Origin of the sequence: Tenacibaculum sp. TC6, from assembly GCF_050606265.1 — a bacterium.
Taxonomy (GTDB): domain Bacteria; phylum Bacteroidota; class Bacteroidia; order Flavobacteriales; family Flavobacteriaceae; genus Polaribacter.
Genome location: NZ_JBOCUK010000008.1, coordinates 50,558 through 69,270, shown reverse-complemented (window position 1 = coordinate 69,270; position 18,713 = coordinate 50,558). Strand labels below are relative to the sequence as shown.

At 31.6% G+C, this 18,713-nt stretch carries 21 protein-coding genes; 5 read left to right on the top strand and 16 right to left on the bottom strand.

Annotated elements, in window-relative coordinates; translation table 11 throughout:
* Positions 1–255: 255 nt before the first annotated feature.
* Both ACQY1Q_RS06585 and ACQY1Q_RS06580 read left to right on the top strand, forming a co-directional pair.
* Entirely contained in the window at positions 256–558 is a 303-nt protein-coding gene (locus ACQY1Q_RS06585; RefSeq protein WP_431004502.1) for a hypothetical protein, read from the top strand.
* Positions 558–2,186 (top strand): PepSY-associated TM helix domain-containing protein, encoded by a 1,629-nt coding sequence (locus ACQY1Q_RS06580; protein ID WP_431004501.1) that lies wholly within the window; start codon positions 558–560, stop codon positions 2,184–2,186. Before ACQY1Q_RS06585 ends, ACQY1Q_RS06580 begins: the two co-directional genes overlap by 1 nt.
* A gap of 54 nt (positions 2,187–2,240) precedes the next feature.
* Here ACQY1Q_RS06580 and ACQY1Q_RS06575 read toward each other — a convergent pair whose 3' ends face one another.
* The 8 genes from ACQY1Q_RS06575 to ACQY1Q_RS06540 form a co-directional block, all read right to left on the bottom strand.
* On the bottom strand, positions 2,241–2,573 hold the full coding sequence (locus tag ACQY1Q_RS06575; protein WP_431004500.1) for a 2Fe-2S iron-sulfur cluster-binding protein: 333 nt from the start codon (positions 2,571–2,573) through the stop codon (positions 2,241–2,243).
* Between the two features lie 66 nt (positions 2,574–2,639).
* Complete coding sequence (locus ACQY1Q_RS06570; protein ID WP_431004499.1) at positions 2,640–2,756, bottom strand: hypothetical protein; 117 nt, start codon at positions 2,754–2,756, stop codon at positions 2,640–2,642.
* Positions 2,757–2,772: 16 nt separating this feature from the next.
* Positions 2,773–2,988: a four helix bundle protein gene (locus tag ACQY1Q_RS06565; RefSeq protein WP_431004498.1), complete on the bottom strand. Its 216-nt coding sequence runs from the start codon at positions 2,986–2,988 to the stop codon at positions 2,773–2,775.
* A gap of 41 nt (positions 2,989–3,029) precedes the next feature.
* Complete coding sequence (locus ACQY1Q_RS06560; protein WP_431004497.1) at positions 3,030–3,962, bottom strand: sterol desaturase family protein; 933 nt, start codon at positions 3,960–3,962, stop codon at positions 3,030–3,032.
* A 3-nt stretch (positions 3,963–3,965) separates the two neighbouring features.
* Positions 3,966–4,541: a GrpB family protein gene (locus tag ACQY1Q_RS06555; protein ID WP_431004496.1), complete on the bottom strand. Its 576-nt coding sequence runs from the start codon at positions 4,539–4,541 to the stop codon at positions 3,966–3,968.
* A 76-nt stretch (positions 4,542–4,617) separates the two neighbouring features.
* Positions 4,618–5,673, bottom strand: coding sequence for an NAD(P)/FAD-dependent oxidoreductase (locus tag ACQY1Q_RS06550; protein ID WP_431004495.1), 1,056 nt, complete (start codon positions 5,671–5,673; stop codon positions 4,618–4,620).
* Positions 5,674–5,861: 188 nt separating this feature from the next.
* Positions 5,862–6,098, bottom strand: coding sequence for a NifU family protein (locus ACQY1Q_RS06545; RefSeq protein WP_431004494.1), 237 nt, complete (start codon positions 6,096–6,098; stop codon positions 5,862–5,864).
* A 97-nt stretch (positions 6,099–6,195) separates the two neighbouring features.
* Positions 6,196–7,326: a P-loop NTPase gene (locus ACQY1Q_RS06540; RefSeq protein ID WP_431004493.1), complete on the bottom strand. Its 1,131-nt coding sequence runs from the start codon at positions 7,324–7,326 to the stop codon at positions 6,196–6,198.
* Between the two features lie 194 nt (positions 7,327–7,520).
* Here ACQY1Q_RS06540 and ACQY1Q_RS06535 point away from each other — a divergent pair, with 194 nt between their 5' ends.
* The gene (locus ACQY1Q_RS06535) at positions 7,521–8,591 is read left to right on the top strand and encodes a serine hydrolase domain-containing protein (RefSeq protein WP_431004492.1); all 1,071 of its coding nucleotides are present in this window, start codon (positions 7,521–7,523) and stop codon (positions 8,589–8,591) included.
* A 10-nt stretch (positions 8,592–8,601) separates the two neighbouring features.
* Here the strand turns inward: ACQY1Q_RS06535 and ACQY1Q_RS06530 are convergent, their stop codons facing one another.
* From ACQY1Q_RS06530 to ACQY1Q_RS06515, 4 genes are read right to left on the bottom strand one after another with little or no spacing between them, the layout of a single operon-like run.
* Positions 8,602–8,934 (bottom strand): MGMT family protein, encoded by a 333-nt coding sequence (locus ACQY1Q_RS06530; protein WP_431004491.1) that lies wholly within the window; start codon positions 8,932–8,934, stop codon positions 8,602–8,604.
* Between the two features lie 3 nt (positions 8,935–8,937).
* The gene (locus ACQY1Q_RS06525; protein WP_431004490.1) at positions 8,938–9,549 is read right to left on the bottom strand and encodes a hypothetical protein; all 612 of its coding nucleotides are present in this window, start codon (positions 9,547–9,549) and stop codon (positions 8,938–8,940) included.
* 12 nt (positions 9,550–9,561) lie between these two features.
* Entirely contained in the window at positions 9,562–10,233 is a 672-nt protein-coding gene (gene trmB, locus ACQY1Q_RS06520; protein ID WP_431004489.1) for a tRNA (guanosine(46)-N7)-methyltransferase TrmB, read from the bottom strand.
* A 12-nt stretch (positions 10,234–10,245) separates the two neighbouring features.
* Positions 10,246–10,464, bottom strand: a complete 219-nt coding sequence (locus ACQY1Q_RS06515) for a DUF6341 family protein (RefSeq protein WP_431004488.1) — start codon at positions 10,462–10,464, stop codon at positions 10,246–10,248.
* Between the two features lie 42 nt (positions 10,465–10,506).
* Here ACQY1Q_RS06515 and ACQY1Q_RS06510 point away from each other — a divergent pair, with 42 nt between their 5' ends.
* On the top strand, positions 10,507–11,412 hold the full coding sequence (locus ACQY1Q_RS06510; protein ID WP_431004487.1) for a DUF6427 family protein: 906 nt from the start codon (positions 10,507–10,509) through the stop codon (positions 11,410–11,412).
* An 8-nt stretch (positions 11,413–11,420) separates the two neighbouring features.
* Here the strand turns inward: ACQY1Q_RS06510 and upp are convergent, their stop codons facing one another.
* Both upp and ACQY1Q_RS06500 read right to left on the bottom strand, forming a co-directional pair.
* Positions 11,421–12,074 carry a uracil phosphoribosyltransferase gene (gene upp / locus ACQY1Q_RS06505; RefSeq protein WP_431004486.1) on the bottom strand — a complete coding sequence of 218 codons (654 nt, stop codon included), beginning with the start codon at positions 12,072–12,074 and terminating at the stop codon, positions 11,421–11,423.
* 239 nt (positions 12,075–12,313) lie between these two features.
* Positions 12,314–13,084 (bottom strand): alpha/beta fold hydrolase, encoded by a 771-nt coding sequence (locus ACQY1Q_RS06500; protein ID WP_431004485.1) that lies wholly within the window; start codon positions 13,082–13,084, stop codon positions 12,314–12,316.
* Between the two features lie 38 nt (positions 13,085–13,122).
* Here ACQY1Q_RS06500 and brnQ point away from each other — a divergent pair, with 38 nt between their 5' ends.
* Positions 13,123–14,403: a branched-chain amino acid transport system II carrier protein gene (gene brnQ / locus ACQY1Q_RS06495; RefSeq protein ID WP_431004484.1), complete on the top strand. Its 1,281-nt coding sequence runs from the start codon at positions 13,123–13,125 to the stop codon at positions 14,401–14,403.
* 57 nt (positions 14,404–14,460) lie between these two features.
* Here the strand turns inward: brnQ and ACQY1Q_RS06490 are convergent, their stop codons facing one another.
* Positions 14,461–14,964 carry a DUF3575 domain-containing protein gene (locus tag ACQY1Q_RS06490; protein WP_431004483.1) on the bottom strand — a complete coding sequence of 168 codons (504 nt, stop codon included), beginning with the start codon at positions 14,962–14,964 and terminating at the stop codon, positions 14,461–14,463.
* 60 nt (positions 14,965–15,024) lie between these two features.
* Positions 15,025–18,402: a hypothetical protein gene (locus tag ACQY1Q_RS06485; RefSeq protein ID WP_431004482.1), complete on the bottom strand. Its 3,378-nt coding sequence runs from the start codon at positions 18,400–18,402 to the stop codon at positions 15,025–15,027.
* Between the last annotated feature and the right edge of the window lie 311 nt (positions 18,403–18,713).

Here is an 18,713-nt window from a genome sequence, read left to right as displayed (position 1 = left end):
CAAATAATACCGTCTTGCAAAGATGGTTTCAAAACAATAAACAGTATACCAAAATAATCGGTTTGATTACCATTTTAATAAGCATCCTTTTATCTGTTAACATTTTTGGTCTTTCAGCCGGAATCATTACATGGATAGTAGCTAGTTCACTTTTTTTAAGTTTAATCATTCTCATTACTCCTTTAAAAGTAATAAGTTACATCTTTTTAACAGTTTTATTCTTACTAACTTTTTTACTAGAACTCTTTTTATAACATGCCTGCTAATCCTAAATATTTATCTGAATCACCTTGGCAAAAACTGGCAAAAATCTCTGCCGGTCTAATTGGTGGCTATATCGTAAGTGCTTTACTACATCTTTGCCTAGTTCTATGGTTACCCAGTCCTAAAAAAGTATTAATCACATCTATTTATACCATTTTTATAGTTTGGGGAGCTTTATTAGTGATTCCTTACTTATTTAAAAACGGTTGGAAAGCTTGGGCTTTATACGGTATTATTTCAATAGCTCTATATGGAATCTATTATTTAGGAAACCAACAAAATCCGTTTGTATAATGAGTAACAGAAACTACAATGTATTTTTTAACACGCATACTGTTAGCGGTATTGTTATAAGTGTAGCTTTATATGTTATCTTTTTCACAGGCTCTTTTGCTCTTTTTAAAGATGAAATTGAAGCTTGGGAAGATGGTAAACATTCACAAAATATTGCCAGAGAACATATTGATTATGATTTTTTATTACAAAAACTCTCTGAAAATCATCATTTAACCAGTAGAGACATTCGTTTTTATTTAGGTCATAAAAGTGATATTATTTACGTATTAACCTCAGCAGCAAAAGATACAGTTAACATTCCGGATGAAGCAAAATATCAAAACTACCAAGCTATAAATATTCATACAGGTGAAACCGCAACTTATGTAGAAAAATATGGTTTAGGAGAGTTTTTATACCGTTTGCATTTTTTTACGCAAATACCTTCTGTTGGAATTTACCTCGCCGGTTTTGTGTCTTTGTTCTTTTTATTTGCCATTGTTACCGGACTTATTGTTCATTGGAAAAAAATAATTCCAAACTTTTATCAGTTTAATCCTAAAATTGCTTTAAAAAGAGTGTGGACAGATGCTCATACAGCATTAGGCGTTCTTGGACTTCCTTTTCAATTTATGTATGCTGTTACAGCAACTTATTTCTGCCTAAGTTTATTTGTTTTACTTCCGGCAAAAATTTTATACGGAGGTGATCAAACCAAATTAATGGAAGATTTACGTCCTGATCGTACATCCTACGAGTGGATTGCTAAAACTGATAAAGAAATGCCTAGTGTAAATCAATTTGTAAAAGAAAATGCCCGTCGTTGGTCTCATTTTAATGCAAACTATGTTTTAATTAAAAATTATGGCGGTACTAACATGAAGTATGGCTTAATTGGCGAACTAGATTATAAAGAGCGTTTTTTAAGTTCAGGAATGATTTTTTATGATTATGAATCCGATAAAACCACTATTATTAGTGATCCTTATGATAGTAAGTACACAGACAATATTCAGCTTTCTGTTAGTCGTTTACACTATGGTAATTTTGGTGGTATTGCTGTAAAAGTTATTTATTTTTTACTCGCGCTTATTACTTGCTTTGTTATTATTACCGGTGTTTTAATATGGATAGAAGCTCGTAACAAAAAAAGTATGCGTTTAAAACAGCGTTTATACACAGCTAAAGTAGGACATATTTATCTTGCCATTTGCTTGTCTTTATATCCAGTTACTGCCTTATTTTTCTTGGTAGTAAAACTTTTACCGGAAGCTTATCAAACTCAAAAAATGAGTATTCTATACACCTGGTTTTTTGTTGTTTGGTTATTAGCAACTATCTACTTCAGACATAAAAGAAATAATTATTTCACCAACAAAGCCACTTTATTAGTTGGTGCAATTTTGGGTTTTTTAATTCCGCTTATTAGTGGTATAATATCCAATAACTGGATTTGGAATACTTATAAAGCTAAGCAATTTGATATTCTTACCATTGATTTATTATGGTTAGGTATCTCAATAGTTGCTTTATATATCTATTTTAAAATACAACCGGAAGTAACCACTAGAAGTGTTTTTTCAAAGCATCCTATAGATTACAAAAACCGTAAACAATTGTTAGCCAAAGAAACTCTAAAAAGTTAACTCACCAGAAAAGCTCACGAAGCATTCAAAGGGAATGTTTAAAAAGTTATTGAATTAGCTCTCAGGAGCTAATTCAACTTCTAATCCGTCTAAATCCGGAGTTATTTGTATTTGACAGCCTAATCGACTATTATCTTCTACATAAAAAGCCTCTGCCAGCATGGCATCTTCTTCATCTGACTTTTCAGGAAGTTCATGATTAGATTTTACATAGCATTGACAAGAAGCACACATTGCCATACCTCCACAAATACCAATAGTTCCTTCAGGAGCTAATTCGTAAGAACGAACTACTTCCATTAAGTTCATGGCCATGTCCGTTGGCGCTTGTACTTCGTGAGTTACTCCGTCACGATCGGTAATTTTTATTGTAATATCTTCATTCATTTCATTTAGTTATTAGGATATTAGGGGTTAGGATTTAGGGGTTTCCTTAAGTTATCCAAAATTAAATTATTTCATTGATTTAATTAAACCAAAAATCATACGAGAAATTTCATTTGACTTTTCAATCAATTTATGGGAATCTGTTTCCTTAATAAAATGAAGTCTTACAGCTAAGTATAACATAGAACGAACTTCACTATTAGACCCCATCGCATAATATAAAAAACCTGGTAAAATCTTGATTAGTATTCCTTTCAAAACCTTCTGAAATATTGTTTGAAATGGAAATTGACGCTCTTTTGATTTGATCATTAAATGAATAATCTTTATTATTTTTAAAATAATTATATATCTCTACTGAAAAATCCTGAGCCTTCTGCCAAACTAATATATCTTCAAATCTTTTTATTGCCATTTTTTCTTTTTCTGTAATTCATAGCTCTTCTATCTTAACATCTACATTATTTCCTGCTTCCTATTTCCTAATTCCTTTCTTTCTAACAATTTTTTCCTTAACACCTTTGCTCTTTTATCTTCTCCATCATGTGTCCAACCTGGTGAATTAAAAATGTAGTTTAATTTATCTTTCCACTTTTTAGCTCTCTTAACATCTTTCCATATAGCTGAATATTCATGTGTTGCTACCGTAAGCGGATTAAAGGTTTCAATATTTACCGTTAAACCATAAACCGGTTTATCAATCGCTGTTAACTCTTCAGAAAAAGTACCAAACATACGATCCCAAATAATTAAAATTCCGGCATGATTACAATCTAAATATCGAATATTAGATGCATGGTGTACTCGGTGATGTGATGGTGTGTTGAAAATTAACTCTATAGGTTTAGGTAGTTTATCTACTAATTCTGTATGTACAAAAAACTGATAAATTAAACTAATTCCCATCATGGTAAACATCATCAACGGATCAAACCCTAATAGGGGAATCCACATCCAGAAGAAAAATTTATGAATTCGCTCTCCTACTCCTTGGCGCAACGCTGTTCCTAAATTCATATAAACAGACGAATGATGCGGTACATGACCTGCCCAAAATAAGCGTACTTCATGATTTAACCGATGAAACCAATAATATGAGAGATCATCTGCAAATAATAATAAAATCCATGCCCACCACTGACGTTGTACACTATCTTTTAACGGACTGATTTCGTGTAAATAAAAAAACGCTATAAACGCTAAAACTTTAGGAATAAACTCAATAATAGCTGAAAACACCATCATTAATAATGACACCCCGGTATCTTTTCCATAATATTTTTCTTTAGCAAACTGATATTCTACTAACATAGAAATAAAAAATACCGGCAAGGCAACGTATAATAACCTGTCTTCTGATAATTGCTGTATGTAATCTGCTAAAGTCAATTTTTATTTATTTTGGTATAAATTCAACGTTTCTTTTACAAAATCTGTTTTTCCTAAAACATAAGCGCCTCTATCATTTCTGTATTTTGACGCCAATTCTATTTTTAGTTGTTCATATTCTTTTGCTCTTGTTGGGTTTTCAATTAAATAATCTCTGAAATTTAATTGATTCGCCATCGCATTATCTTTTGGGCACATATGAATATGAAAAACTTGCTCTTTTTTTCCTTCAAAATTATACCCTTTTGCAAAAGACATATACGCTTCAATATCTTCTCTGGCTGGTACTTCAAAAAATGAGTACCCTAATTTTTCAAAGCTTTCAATAAGCTCTTTGTTAAATAAAAGCTCTTTGGGTATCTCAATAAATAGGTCAATATAATTTTTTGCTTTTATATTAGGAATTGAAGTACTTCCAAAATGTTCTATTCTGTTAAAAAACGAATGGTCTATATTTTCTAGGATTCTGTTTTTTTCAGCTTCAAAAATAGATTTCCAATTGACATTATGCTCTGATAATTCAATAGGAAAAAGTGTATTCCAATCGTCTCTGGTTAAGTCGTATAATGTTTTTTTCATCTGTTTCTTTTTATTGTCAGATATCCCCTTCAATGATTACAATAATTATGTAACCCTCATTGGTTCCATTACCGCCTTAATTTATTGCTTTTACTACTGCTTTCGGTGCCTCTTTTCGGGTTCCGTCAAAACCATCTACTCCACCAACAGTGGTATATTTCATTACATATTTTTTATCAGGATGAATACGTTGAAAAGCACTTTGACACATTAACGTAGCTTCATGAAATCCGCATAAAATTAACTTCAATTTTCCAGGATAGGTATTTACATCTCCAATAGCATAAATTCCCGGAACATTAGTTTGATAATCTAAAGCGTTGTTTACTTTAATGGCATTTTTTTCAATCTCTAATCCCCAATTAGCAATAGGACCTAGTTTAGGTGCTAATCCGAATAACGGTATAAAATGATCTGTTTTTAGTATATAAGCTTCTTTTCCTTCTTCTTCTACCAATACACCTTCAACTTTACCATTTCCTGAAATTCCTTTTACTTCTGCAGGAGTTATTAATTGAATTTTTCCCTGGTCTTTTAATTCTTGTACCTTTTCAACAGAATCTAAGGCTCCTCTAAATTCATTTCTTCTATGAATTAACGTTACCGATTTAGCAATGTCTGTTAAAAAGATAGACCAATCTAAAGCAGAATCTCCTCCTCCGGCAATCACCACGTCTTTATCTCTATATAATTCCGGCTCTTTAATCATGTATTCTACCCCCTTATCCTCATAATCTGCAATATTAGGAATTAATGGTTTTCTTGGCTCAAAACTCCCTAAACCTCCGGCGATAGCAACTACCGGAGCTTGGTGTTTAGTTCCTTTATTGGTTGTTACAATAAACGTTCCGTCTTCTTGTTTTTCTATCGTATCAGCACGTTCTCCTAACGTAAACCCCGGTTCAAATTGTTTAATTTGTTCTAGTAGTTTATGGGTTAAATCTCCTGCTAAAATTTCCGGATATGCTGGTATGTCGTATATAGGTTTCTTTGGATAAATTTCAGAACATTGACCTCCCGGTTGTGGTAAGGCATCAATTAAATGACAGCGTAATTTTAGTAACCCTGCTTCAAAAACGGTAAATAATCCTGTAGGTCCTGCTCCAATAATTAATATGTCTGTTTGTATCATTTTTTTACAAAAAATTCTTTTTTATACTGAGATTCCTGCCTTTGTATAAAGACAGGAATCTTTAAATTAAGATTCTAAATAGTGTAGTAATTTATATTTTTTTGTTTTTTATTAAAAATTACGGTGCTTAGTTGTTTAACTTTTCAAAGTTAAAAAGCATTCTTAATTAAAAACCTGACAAAAGTCAGTTAGGCTACATTAATTACCTCTTTTATTTCCGGAGCATACTTTTTTATCGTGGCCTCTACTCCGTTTTTTAATGTCATCTGATTTACAGAGCATCCGCTACAAGCTCCTTCTAACTGAACTTTTACAGTATCATCTTCAATAGATAATAGCTTTATATTTCCTCCGTCACTTACTAAAAAAGGACGGATTTCTTCTAAAGCTTTTTCTACATTATTTTTTGTTTCTGTTGATGCCATAATAGCCCCTTATTTAATCTTTCGTTTTTTAAGAAAGAAACTCAAACCGGGTTTTTTGAGTTTTTTTGTTAAACAATGCACCTTAAAAAGGCTGGCTTTATTTTGTACTACAACCACTCATTGTTGTTATTCTAACAACTTCTGTTGGAGGTAGATTTGCGTTTCTTTTTAATAATTCTGAAACCATTTCTTTGGTTACCTCTGCAAATGCATTTGCCAAAGGAGTATTCTCTTGTAATGCTACCGGATGTCCAACATCGCCGGCTTCTCTAATACTTTGTACTAACGGAATTTCTCCTAAAAAGCTGGTTTCTATATCTTCCGCTAAATGTTTTGCTCCTCCCTGACCAAAAATATAATACTTATTATCCGGTAATTCAGCAGGTGTAAAATACGCCATGTTTTCTACAATTCCTAAAACCGGAACGTTTATACTTTCTTGCTGAAACATGGCTACCCCTTTTTTAGCATCGGCTAAAGCAATGGTTTGAGGTGTGCTTACCACTACTGCACCGTTAATTGGCACCGCTTGTACAATAGATAAATGTACATCTCCTGTTCCCGGAGGTAAATCAATCAATAAAAAGTCTAACTCACCCCAATCTGCATCAAATATTAACTGATTCAAAGCTTTAGACGCCATAGGTCCCCTCCAAATTACAGCTTGATTAGGATTTGTAAAAAAACCAAGAGATAACAACTTCACACCATAATTTTCTACAGGTTTCATTTTTGAGCGTCCATTCACATTTACTGCTAACGGTTTTTCTTGCTCAACATCAAACATTAAATGTTGTGATGGCCCATACACATCAGCATCTAACACTCCAACTTTAAAGCCCATTTTTGCTAATGATACTGCAATATTAGAAGTAATAGTAGATTTTCCAACACCTCCTTTTCCGGAAGCTATCGCTATAATATTTTGAATATTAGGAATTTCTTTTCCTCTAATTACATTCGGATTTTCTTTAGCGGCAACTTCTACTTTTACATTTACTTTTACATCAAGCTTTTGATCAACATGCTCATGTACCGCTTTCATTATTTCTACCTCAATCTTTTTCTTAGCTTGTAATGAAGGGTTACTAATGGTAACATCTACAACTACCTCATTACCAAACACCACTACATTTTTTACATTTTCGTTTTCAACTAAACTTTTACCCTCACCAGGTGCTGTTATCGTTTCTAACGCTTTGTATATATCTTGTTTTTTAAAACTCATTGCTTGTAACTTTGATACGCAAAGATACAATGAAAAGATAAGATTTTAAAGCCGGCATTATAGTTAATTACTAAAGCTTTATAGTTTCTGTTTATATTCATTTTCTTTCCTAAAAATACGACAAAACAGTAAAAAGTGTAACCTAAAAAAGGTTTCCTCTGTCTAGTATGAAACCTGTTTTTAATTTTATTGAAATGAAGTTAACATTTACCTATTTTGCTATTTTTTTTATAACTGTACATTTAAAATTACAGTCACAATCTTTAGAACAAAAAATTGATTCTTTGCTAGGCGCTACTTATAACAGTCATGAACCCGGAGCCGTTTTTTTAGCAGCAAAAAAGGGTACTGTTTTTTATTCAAAAGCCTTGGGAGTATCTAATTTAGAACTCAAAACTCCTATAAACGTTAACAACGTATTTGAAATAGGCTCTATGACCAAACAGTTTACTGCTGTTGCTGTTTTAATTTTAGAAGAAAAAGGGAAGTTGTCGGTTCATGATGAACTTACAAAATACATTCCTTCTTACCCTACTCATGGGCAAAAAATAACCTTACATCATTTGTTAACTCATACTTCCGGAATTAAAAATTTCACCAATATGAAACAATTAAATTCAATTGCTCAAAAGGAAATGACTCCTCCAGAACTTATTGATTTTTTTAAAAATGAGCCTATGGATTTTAACCCCGGTGAGCAGTTCAAGTATTCAAATTCCGGATATGTGCTTTTGGGGTATGTTATTGAAAAAGTATCGGGTATGAGTTATGCTGATTTTATTGAGCAATATATTTTTAAACCGATTAAAATGAATGCTTCTTATTACGCCAATCATCATACTATTATACCTAATAGAGCTTATGGTTATCTTAAAAATAACACATTTATCAATAAAAAGTATATCAGCTACTCTATTCCTTATGCCTCCGGCTCTTTAATGTCAACCGTTAATGACTTGTTTACATGGCAACTTGCTATTAAAAACAATCTGTTAATCAATAAAAAATCTACTCAAAAAGTATTCACTAATTACACCCTAAATAATGGTAACTTTATTAATTACGGTTATGGTTGGCATATAAAAACAGACAACAAACATCTTGTTTATGAACACGGTGGCTCAATATTCGGCTTTAAGTCTATGGGAGTTTACCTTCCTGAATTAGACATCTATGTTGTTGGATTAACGAACTGTAGTTGCAATTCACCAACAAAAATTACCCGACAAATTGCTACTTTAATTTCAGAAAGTATAACGGATTAAACTGCTTTTTTTACAGTTCTTTTATAGGATCCCAAAAAACAGTTTCAAAGTTTTGTATTTGATTATCTAGCACAACTACTCCTTCACTTTCTAAAAGTTGCTGCATTAAATTGGTTCCTTGGAAATGATGTTTGCCCGTAAGCAATCCTTTTCTGTTCACTACTCTATGTGCCGGAACTTCTTCTTGTTGGTTTCCGGAGTTATTCATAGCCCAGCCCACCATTCTTGCAGATCTTGCCGCTCCTAAATACTTGGCAATGGCTCCGTAACTCGTAACTCTTCCGTAAGGTATTAAACGGGCTACTTCATACACTCTTTCAAAAAAGTTTTCTGATTTCTCCATGTTTTAAAGATACAATATTACAGCAGAATACATGGCTATTACTCCTGTAATTACACCTATTATGAGATTAAAGTATTTAGTAATTTTTATTAGTCTTTGCTCTAATTTATAAGCTATGTAAGCATAGGTGTATAATACGGCAAAAACTCCTGATACTGTTCCTAAAGCAAATAGAAAAACAGACAGTAAGTTATTGGCTATTAACCCATGATTCGTGTAAAAAGTATATTCTAAACTAAAAAAAGGAATCGCAAACATGTTAATTATGGAAAGAGTAATTCCAAATATAAATTTGTTATTTACTATTAGCCTTTTTTGAGAGGTTGTATTAAAAAATGCTTTAACACAAAAAAACACAGAGAGGAGTGCAAAAATAAAAATGGCAACTTTTTTAATTACCGTAAGTAATTGTGGTGTTTTTGTTATATAAGAGCTTAATACAATTGCTGCAAAAACTTGAAAAAATACTATTAACAGCACACCAAGAATAAAATAGCGTGCTTCTTTTTTATTTTTTTCTATGGTAATTTTACTTACCGCTATATTTAGCATACTTGGTGGTAAGTACCCCAAAAATGAGGTAACAAACCCTAAAACCAAATGTGACACAATCATGTTAGAGTGTTTTTAATACTTTACTCTAAATTTGACGTATGTAATTGGTTTTCCTTGCTCTAAATATTGTTTTTCGTAAAAAGTTTGTGTTCCTGTTACTTCTTCAGGTGAGTAGTGGTCTTTATATACATCATGGTTTGCATGTAAAATTTCATGCCCTTCTCCATGTAGTAACCCTAATGTATATCCGTGCATAAATTCACTATCTGTTTTTAAATTGATAGTTCCTTCAGGCTTTAAAATATGATGGTATTTTTTTAGAAAATCAGAGTTGGTTAAGCGGTGTTTTGTTCTCTTGTATTTTATTTGCGGGTCAGGAAAGGTTATCCAAATATCAGACACCTCTTTTTCAGCAAAAATAAAATCTATTAATTCTATTTGAGTTCTTATAAAAGCAACATTTTTCATGTTGTTTTCAATAGCTGTTTTAGCTCCTCTCCAAAATCGGGCACCTTTTATATCTATTCCTATAAAATTTTTATCCGGATTTTTTTCAGCTAACGCTATAGTGTACTCTCCTTTACCACATCCCAATTCTAAAACTATGGGATTTTCATTACCAAAAAAAGCTTGCCACTTTCCTTTGTGTTGAAAACCACCGATAACTTCTTCTCGGGTGGGTTGAATTACATTATCAAACGTTTCATTTTCTCTGAAACGTTTTAATTTATTTTTACTTCCCAATACAGTGTAGAATTAAGCTCGGTCTTCTGTTCCTTCGTTTTTAAAGCGAACAGATTCTTTCATCCAGTAAGCTAATAAAAGAATAAGAATAACTAAGAATATCCAGTTTAAAGCGTTAGAGGTCCACCATCCGCCATTAGACTTTGCTACTGAAAGACGTATCCACTCAAATGGAGTAAATAACACTTTGAATAAATCTCCAATTAATCTAAAAATATTTAATCCTAACATAACTTGATTATCTTTACGTTTGCAAAAATATAAAAAGAATCGATGTTAGCCAATTTTTTCAGCAAATCTAAACCTGTAAATTTCATAGTACTCTTTTTACTTTTTCTGACGTACTTTGGGGTAACACTTTTTGTAAATAATATTTCTTTTTTCTCTGCCGGAAAAGAGGTTTTTCTATTTATCGTTGTTTTTTCTATTTACAACTTTATCATTGTAAAAAATGAGGTTACCTTTGATAACTCTTTTGCTTTTCTTTTTTATGTTCTTTTAATTGGCTTTTTTATTAAAAACATAGATATCAACACTATTTTTTATGCCAATTTAACTACACTTTTATTTTTTAGAAAGGTATATAGCTTACAATCGGGTAAAAATATTTTTCACAAACTTTTTGATGGCGGTATGTGGTTAGGTATTTCTTTTATGGTAGAGCCGTATACATTGGTTTTTGGCTTCTTATTATATATTTCTATTTTTTTACACAACCGTTTATCTTACCAAACATTAATTATTCCTTTATTAGGTTTTTTTGTTCCTGTTTTTTTATACTACACGTACTGTTTTTGGTATGATTCTGCTGAAACTTTTTGGCAACTTTTTTCATGGAAAATTACATTAGATTTCACCTTATACTCAACACCATATTATTTATTCAGTATCTTTTTTATTGGATTGTTTACTTTTTTGGCTGTTGTAATAAAAACTCCTAAGGCGTTGGCTGTTTTAAATCGTTTTAGAAAAAACTGGATTCTTATTTTATTTCATCTTTTCTTTTCGGGAGTTGTGTTTTTTTTAGTTCCTGAGAAATCAGGTGAAGCGTTTTTATTTTTATTATTCCCTATTTCTGTAATTTTAGCAAACGGACTGGAGTTATATCAAAAAAAATGGTTTGCTGATATTTTTATTTTGCTTTTTATTATTGCTTCAATGATAGAGTTTTTCTTGTAGCTTTTATACTAAAGCTTTGATCCAAAAGCTAAATCACCGGCATCTCCTAATCCTGGTACTATATAGCCTTTATCGTTTAAATCATTATCAATAGCCGCTATCCACAACTCTGTTGTTTCCGGAAAACATTTTTCTAAATGGGCTATTCCGTCATAAGATCCTATAACCGATATAATGTATATTTTTTTAGGGGTTCCAAATTTTTTAATTCCTTCATAAACTGCTTCTAACGACTTTCCGGTAGCTAACATTGGATCAATTAAAAATACAACTTTATTGTCAATAGAAGGTGAGGCAAAATACTCTACCACAATATCAAACGCTTCATCATTATTCGGATGATAGCGATAGGCAGATATAAAAGCATTTTCAGCAGCATCAAAATAATTTAGCAATCCGTTATGCAACGGTAATCCGGCTCGTAAAATAGAACACAAAACAATATCTTCCTCCGGCAAATTAATGGTTTTTTCTCCTAAAGGTGTTGTAGTTACTGTATGATGATAGGTTAAGTTTTTACTAAGTTCATACCCCAATATTTCTCCTATTCTTTCAATATTTCTTCTAAAACGCATAGAGTCTTTCTGAATAGAAACGTCTCTTATTTCTGCTAAAAATTTATTTAATATTGAATTTTCTTGGGATAAGTGGTGTATTTTCATTGTTTATCAAATTTCTTTCAACTTGTTTTATAACAAGTTATCTAGGTGCAACTACTGTTACAAAGTTAGAGATTTTTACATCTAAAAACAGAATTCTGTACACGCTTTTTATTCTTCTGAAAAAAACGTGTACAACCATGCTTCTTTTTTCTTTGTACACGATTAAAAATAAAAAATTACAAACGTGTACAGAGTTGTACACCTTTTTATAATTAAAAAATAAAAAGTGTACACAAGTATTATTTTACAAAGTGCTTTATAAATTCAATCAAGGCTTCTTTGTCTTCAATATGACTCATGTGTCCGTTAGGAAATTCTATTAACGGTGTTTGAGTTCTGTGAGCCTCTTCAGTAATGGATTGATAGTTTAACACGGGATCTTTTTTTCCTACAATAATGGCTCGTTTGGGTACTTGTTGTAATATTTCTTCACTATTTGTACGTAGTAACATACCTTCATTAGCTGCTATGTAGCCTCTTACGGTGGTTTGTTTAGCTTCGTGTAAAACCTCAGCTATTTCCTGTGTGTATTTTTCTTTATTTTCGGGCGCAAATAAATTTGGAATAGCCATTCTAATTAACATGTCTAAGTTTTTCCTAGCCATTTCATTAGCATTTTGTCGTATTACTCTTCTTTCTCCGGTATCTGCTTGTGAGCTTGAATTCATTAAACAAATACCCTTTACATTTTGTGGGTACTCTTTTGCAAAAGCCAATGAAACATACCCACCCATAGAGTGCCCTACAAAATAAGATTTTCGAATTTGCAAGCTTTTTAATACTGCTTTTACCGCAGCTGCCATTTCTTCCATGGTATGAATATATCCTAAGCAATCTGTTTTTCCATGACCTAATAAATCAATACAAATAACGCGGTTATGTTTACTTAATTCATCAACTATGTGAGTCCACATGGTAGCGTTTTCTAAAAATCCGTGTAATAAAACTACCACACTTCCTTTTCCTTTATCTGTATAAAAAACAGAAATCTCCTTGTATGTTGCAATCATTTTTACTGTATATTCGACAAAGATAAATTTGTTATAGAATGAACAAAACTAAAGATGTATTAATAATAGGTTTTGCATTGTTTTCAATGTTTTTTGGGGCCGGAAATTTAATTTTACCTCCCTTATTAGGAAAAAATGCAGGTAGTTCTTGGTTATTAGTAACTATTGGTTTTTTTATAACGGCCGTAGTGATTCCTTTTTTCGGAATTTTAGCGCATGCTAAGCTACAGGGCACCATGTATGATTTTGGTAAGAAAGTTTCACCCATTTTTAGTACTGTTTACTGTTTAGTTGTGTATCTTATTTCTATTGCATTACCGGCTCCTCGTACAGCTTCGGTTACGCATGAAATGGCCATAGCTCCTTATTTTGATATTAGCTCTTTATTTACGAGTACTTTATATTTTTTACTGGTTTTTATATTTGTCATTAATCGTTCTAAAGTATTGGATTTGTTAGGTAAGTTTTTAACTCCTCTAATCATTTTTATTTTACTTGCCATTATTTTTGTAGGTATTTTTTCTCCTCCTGTAAGTCATATGCAGCAGGGTATTTTTACCATTCCTTTTGTAGATGGTTTACTAGAGGGGTATCAAACTTTTGATGCTATTGGCGCTGTTGTTATTGGTGGAGTTTTGGTGGTATCAATGAATTTTAACAAGACCGTTTCTTTTAAAGATAAAAAGACGCTGATAACTAAGGCAGGAATTATTTCTGGGTTAGGATTATTAGTTATTTACGCCGGATTAATTTATAACGGAGCGTTGTTTAGCACTACTTTTCCAGAAAACGCAACCCGAGCAGCTATTTTAGCTTCTTTAAGTTTACAAACCTTAGGTAATATAGGAGCAACTTTTTTAAGTGTTTTAGTTGCGTTGGCTTGTTTTACTACTGCTGTAGGTATTATTACCGGTACTTCTGATTATTTTAAAGGTTTATGTAACAACTCTCAAAAAGCATATATAATTACTGCAATTGTAAGTTGTTTTATAGGAATTATTGTAGGTCAGTTTGATGTTAAGTATATTATTAATATTGCTTTTCCTGCCTTAATGTTTATTTATCCTATTACTATTATATTAATTATTTTAAATATTCTACCTAATAAGCTAGCCGGTTTTCTTGTTTTTAAAGCAGTGGTTTTGGTTACGTTTTTATTTAGTATTCCTGATTTTCTGGCGTTTTTTGTTGACAAAAAACATCTTTTAATACTTACTAAATATATTCCTTTTGCTGAACATCATTTAGGCTGGGTTTTACCTGCTTTTTTAACATTGATTATTGTTAATAGTATTGGTCTTTTAAAAAAAAAAACATAGTAAACACATAAAAAAACCCGCTTTAATAGCGGGTTTTTACATATTGTTATTGTTAAGTTAGTTAAACCTGTACCCAACATTAATACCTGCTCTTGGCACCACCGAATACGAATCTGAAGCAAATATGTTTCTTCCTAATCCGGCATATACACCTACCACAAAACCTCCGTTAGATACATATTTAGATCCTACGGCAATTCCTAAAGCGCCATCAGTATATTTTTTATATGTTTTTGTGTTATTATCTAAGTCAATTTCTCTATCTCCTGAATTAACTCCTAAGAAAATTTCACCAAAATGATTCCAGTTTCTATTACTGGTAAAATAATGACGGAAGTAAGGCGTAAACATTTGATTTTCGTTATATCTGAAATCTGAACTCTTTTTTTCAAAATTGAATAGTGCTGATATTCCTACAGAGGATTGTTCGCTTAAATAGTATTCGTAAGAAAGTTCTAATGTTTTCATCACTAAAGCATCTGCTATATCAATTTTTACTTCTTGCTGTGCTTTTATATATGAGCTTACTAATAGTACAACGGCTAATATTATTTTTTTCATGTTTCTTTTATTTATAAGTAAAATGTATATTTTCTTGCAATTATAATACCACAAACATACTTAAAAAATGGCTTTTAACTGTAGTGTGCCTGTATGTATTGCTCGTGTATTTTCACTTTTTCTTCCAAAGTAGTTTAAAGACAGGTGTAACACAGAAGTTAATTTTTGATTCCACAATGCATTCCATGTATAATTTTTTCCTACTTGTAAGCCTTCTAACATTTGATATCCGGTAGGTGAATTTGAATTTCCGGTAAAATTATTTAACAGCATGGTTACTTCTGCATTTAATTGGTTTTTTGAGGCACTAATAAAAAAATAAGAAAGTCCTAATTTTTGTTGTTGTAGTTTTTCAAAATCTTGTTCTTTATTTTCTTTGTTTTTAAATTGATAATATGCTGAAAACCTATGGTCTTTATTGTATAAAAAAGTAAGCTTAGGGTAAATTTCTTTGGTGTTAATTTGATAATTTCTATTAGTTTGATTTTCAGTCACCAGCTTATTTCTTGCAATAGACCCTGTGGTTTCAAACAACCAAAATTTAGTTAATTTATGTTGAAACTCTAATTGATGGATTTGTGAGTTGTTTTCTTGATTTCCGATAGAAAATTGCTGTTTACTTTTTGAACTTCCGTAGGAATAAATCCATGAATAATTTTGCAGATTTCTATTAAAGTAAAAATTATTTCTAACGTTTAAGTTTAGTCCTAATAATTGATCCGTGGTAATTTCAAAGGGATTCCAATGAAAGCCTCCGCTGTTTTTTAATCGTTCATTATCTATTGTTACATAGGTTTGATTATAAAAATGAGAAAGTATTTTTTTTCCTCCTTCTTTACTTCTCCATTGTTGTGGATTTATCGTAATAGCTTGTTTCCACTTTACTCTTTGTGTGGGTACAAATCGTATATTAGGTAACGCCACTCTTAAATAGGTTGCCTGATCTTGAAATTGGGCAATTTCAAACTCATTAAACTGTTGCTCCCCGTCATTGTTATAATCTACCCAAGTATAATATCCTTGTCCCGGTTCTGTTTTCACATATAAAAAATCTTGACGCGCTATATTTCCGGAAGCGGTTTCATAGGTGGTTCCTAGCGTGATAAAACTGTTAAAAAACTTCTGATTATATAAAAGCTTTGAGTTTAACGCGGTTTCATTTGCCGAAAAACGATTGGTAGTTATTCTGTAATTAGCAAAAAGAGAAAGATTAACCCTTTCGTTTTGAATTAATTTACTGTGTATATAAAAGGTTTTTCTGTTATTAATTTGAGTAAAAGTATGGGTTCTAACACTATCATTTGTTCTGTAGTTGACACCTAATTTAGCGAATACTTTTGTGCTATCACCTATTCCGTAAAACCCTTCATATTCTTTAAAACGATGGCTTAATTTTTCATAATTACCCGTGGCATTTTCTCTTCGTGCATTTGTTTCTATATTGATAAAGCTTCCTAACCAAGATTTTTTAAACCTTTGTGTAAACTTAGATTTAGCTCTGAAAAAGTTCCCATTTTTTTCATTGGTTTTATGGTCTAACCAACTTCCCTGAATCCAAAAATCTGTATTGTTTAATTGTGTTTCAGAAGCTATTGAGTGTTTGTTTCCGGAAAAAGAATCAGAAAAAGAAAGGTGCTGAAATGTATAGGAAATTTTCGTGTTCTTTTTATTATCGAAAAGAAGTGAAGTTCCAAGTTCATGTTGATTTCCAATAGGATTATCTACATTCCAATTTCTATTAAACTCAACTGCCTGAAAACGTTGTACGGTTTGAAAGTTACTTTGTATAAACTTATAGTTTATATCACTGCTTATTGCCCAACCTTTATCTATTAGTTGTTGTTGCCAACCTATTTTAGTTGCTACTCTTTTATTTTTTTCATCATCAATCGTCGAAAATAAATTAGCATCATTATCACTATACGCTAACTCTGCATTGATTTTGGTTTTTTCTGAAGGCGTATATTGTGTGTTTACAACGGCTACCTGTAGTTTTGTAGGGGCTATTAATTGAATTACCGGATTAAAATTACCCAGATTTTTACCTACATATTTATAAATGGTTCCAATAGCAATGGTTTTATCAACTATATAATCACCATTACTGGCTCCTACATTGGTAAAGGTTACTGAAAAAACCGTATCGTTTTCATTAGTTGTATATTCAAAAGCTTCTGCTCCGTTAATGGTTGTTTTTTTGTATTGAATTCTATTTACTGAAAACTCATCCGGAAAAGCACTTGGTGTTATCATTTTACCTTTATCATTCCCTGCGCTGGCTAAAATTTGCTTTTGTGTATCGGTTAGACTTTGTTGTATGGGTTGATTTTTAGCATCATTTTCATTATAAAAATAACCCGACACTGAAACTGTTTTAGTTACATAAGAAGCTTTTTCATAAGTAATGAAGCGCGTGTAGTTTCTGTCTGAATATTGAAACTCTACACGAATACGCATATCGTTCGTAATCGGAAAAGTTGTGTTAAATCTAATCTCCGCTAAATTATAATCAATTACATACTCTTTATTTTCTCCTCTACTTATCTGTTCTCCGTTAACAAAAACCCGATCACTTCCTTCTACGATAATAATTGCCGATTCATTATTACTACCAAAGATTTTATAAGGTCCTTGATTTCCTTCAATTCCAACAAAATTAAACGCAGAAAATTTCCCTCTAACTATAGCACCTGAAGCCCCTATATTTATTTCTTTGTTAATACTAGCCCCAACTTCAACTCCTGAAACTTGTTTTTCAAAGTTCAAAAAGTAGCTTGTATTGTTTTTTAAACTTAAATCGCCTCCTTTTAAGTTCCAATTTTTGCTGTAAAGTTCTACAAAAATACGGTCGAAATCTGTAATGTTTTGTGAGTATCCGCTTTGTTGTAATGGAAAATTTGTGTCAAAAATATTCGCTCTGATACCTACTTTATCTGAAAGCTTTCCGGAAATAGTTAAATCTAACGTAGAATTAGTTACCGCGTTCTGATTGTTACCACTTGTTACTCCTCTGGCTATAAAACCTTGGGTGGTTAACCCATCAAACAACTTAACATTTTGAGGTTTCTTATTGGTGGTTTCGCTGTAAAGTTTTTCTGTATTTTCTGTGCTTTCAACAATTAATCGTTTGTCAAAAGGAGCATACACTTTGGTAATAAAATCAGGATACCTATAATATTCAACAATAATTTCCGGGTATTTTTCTTTATCAATAATCAATTGAGCTAACCCAAAGTTTACAGTATAATTAGTGGAATCAATTGGGGTGTTTTCAGGAGTCAACACTTTAAAATTTCTAGGGTTGATGCTAATACTGTCTATCCGAATTGTATCCGACGTTACCTGAATTTTTTTGGTACGAAATTCTTTTGGTTTGGTTTGAGCGATCACCCCAACCGCCATAAAAAAACACACAACACAAAAGATTTTATTAGCCATACTTTTAACAACGTACTCCCAACAAAAATAGTTTAAAATTAAGTGGTTTGTATTTATTCTTGTTTTTTACAGAAAAACACCTATCAACAATCTTATACCTATTTTACATTTTCATAATCAAAAACATCTTTTTAATTCCTCAAAATATGATAAGAACTAAAAATAATTTTTGAAAATAAAACTATAGCTGTCTGATTGAAGTTAAAACTACCCACAATTACAATTAGTATCACATTTCTTAGCTTTTTTAGGCTTAATAAAAAACTTTTTAACTAAGAATAACACAGCTAGAATTACGGTGGTATAAGTAA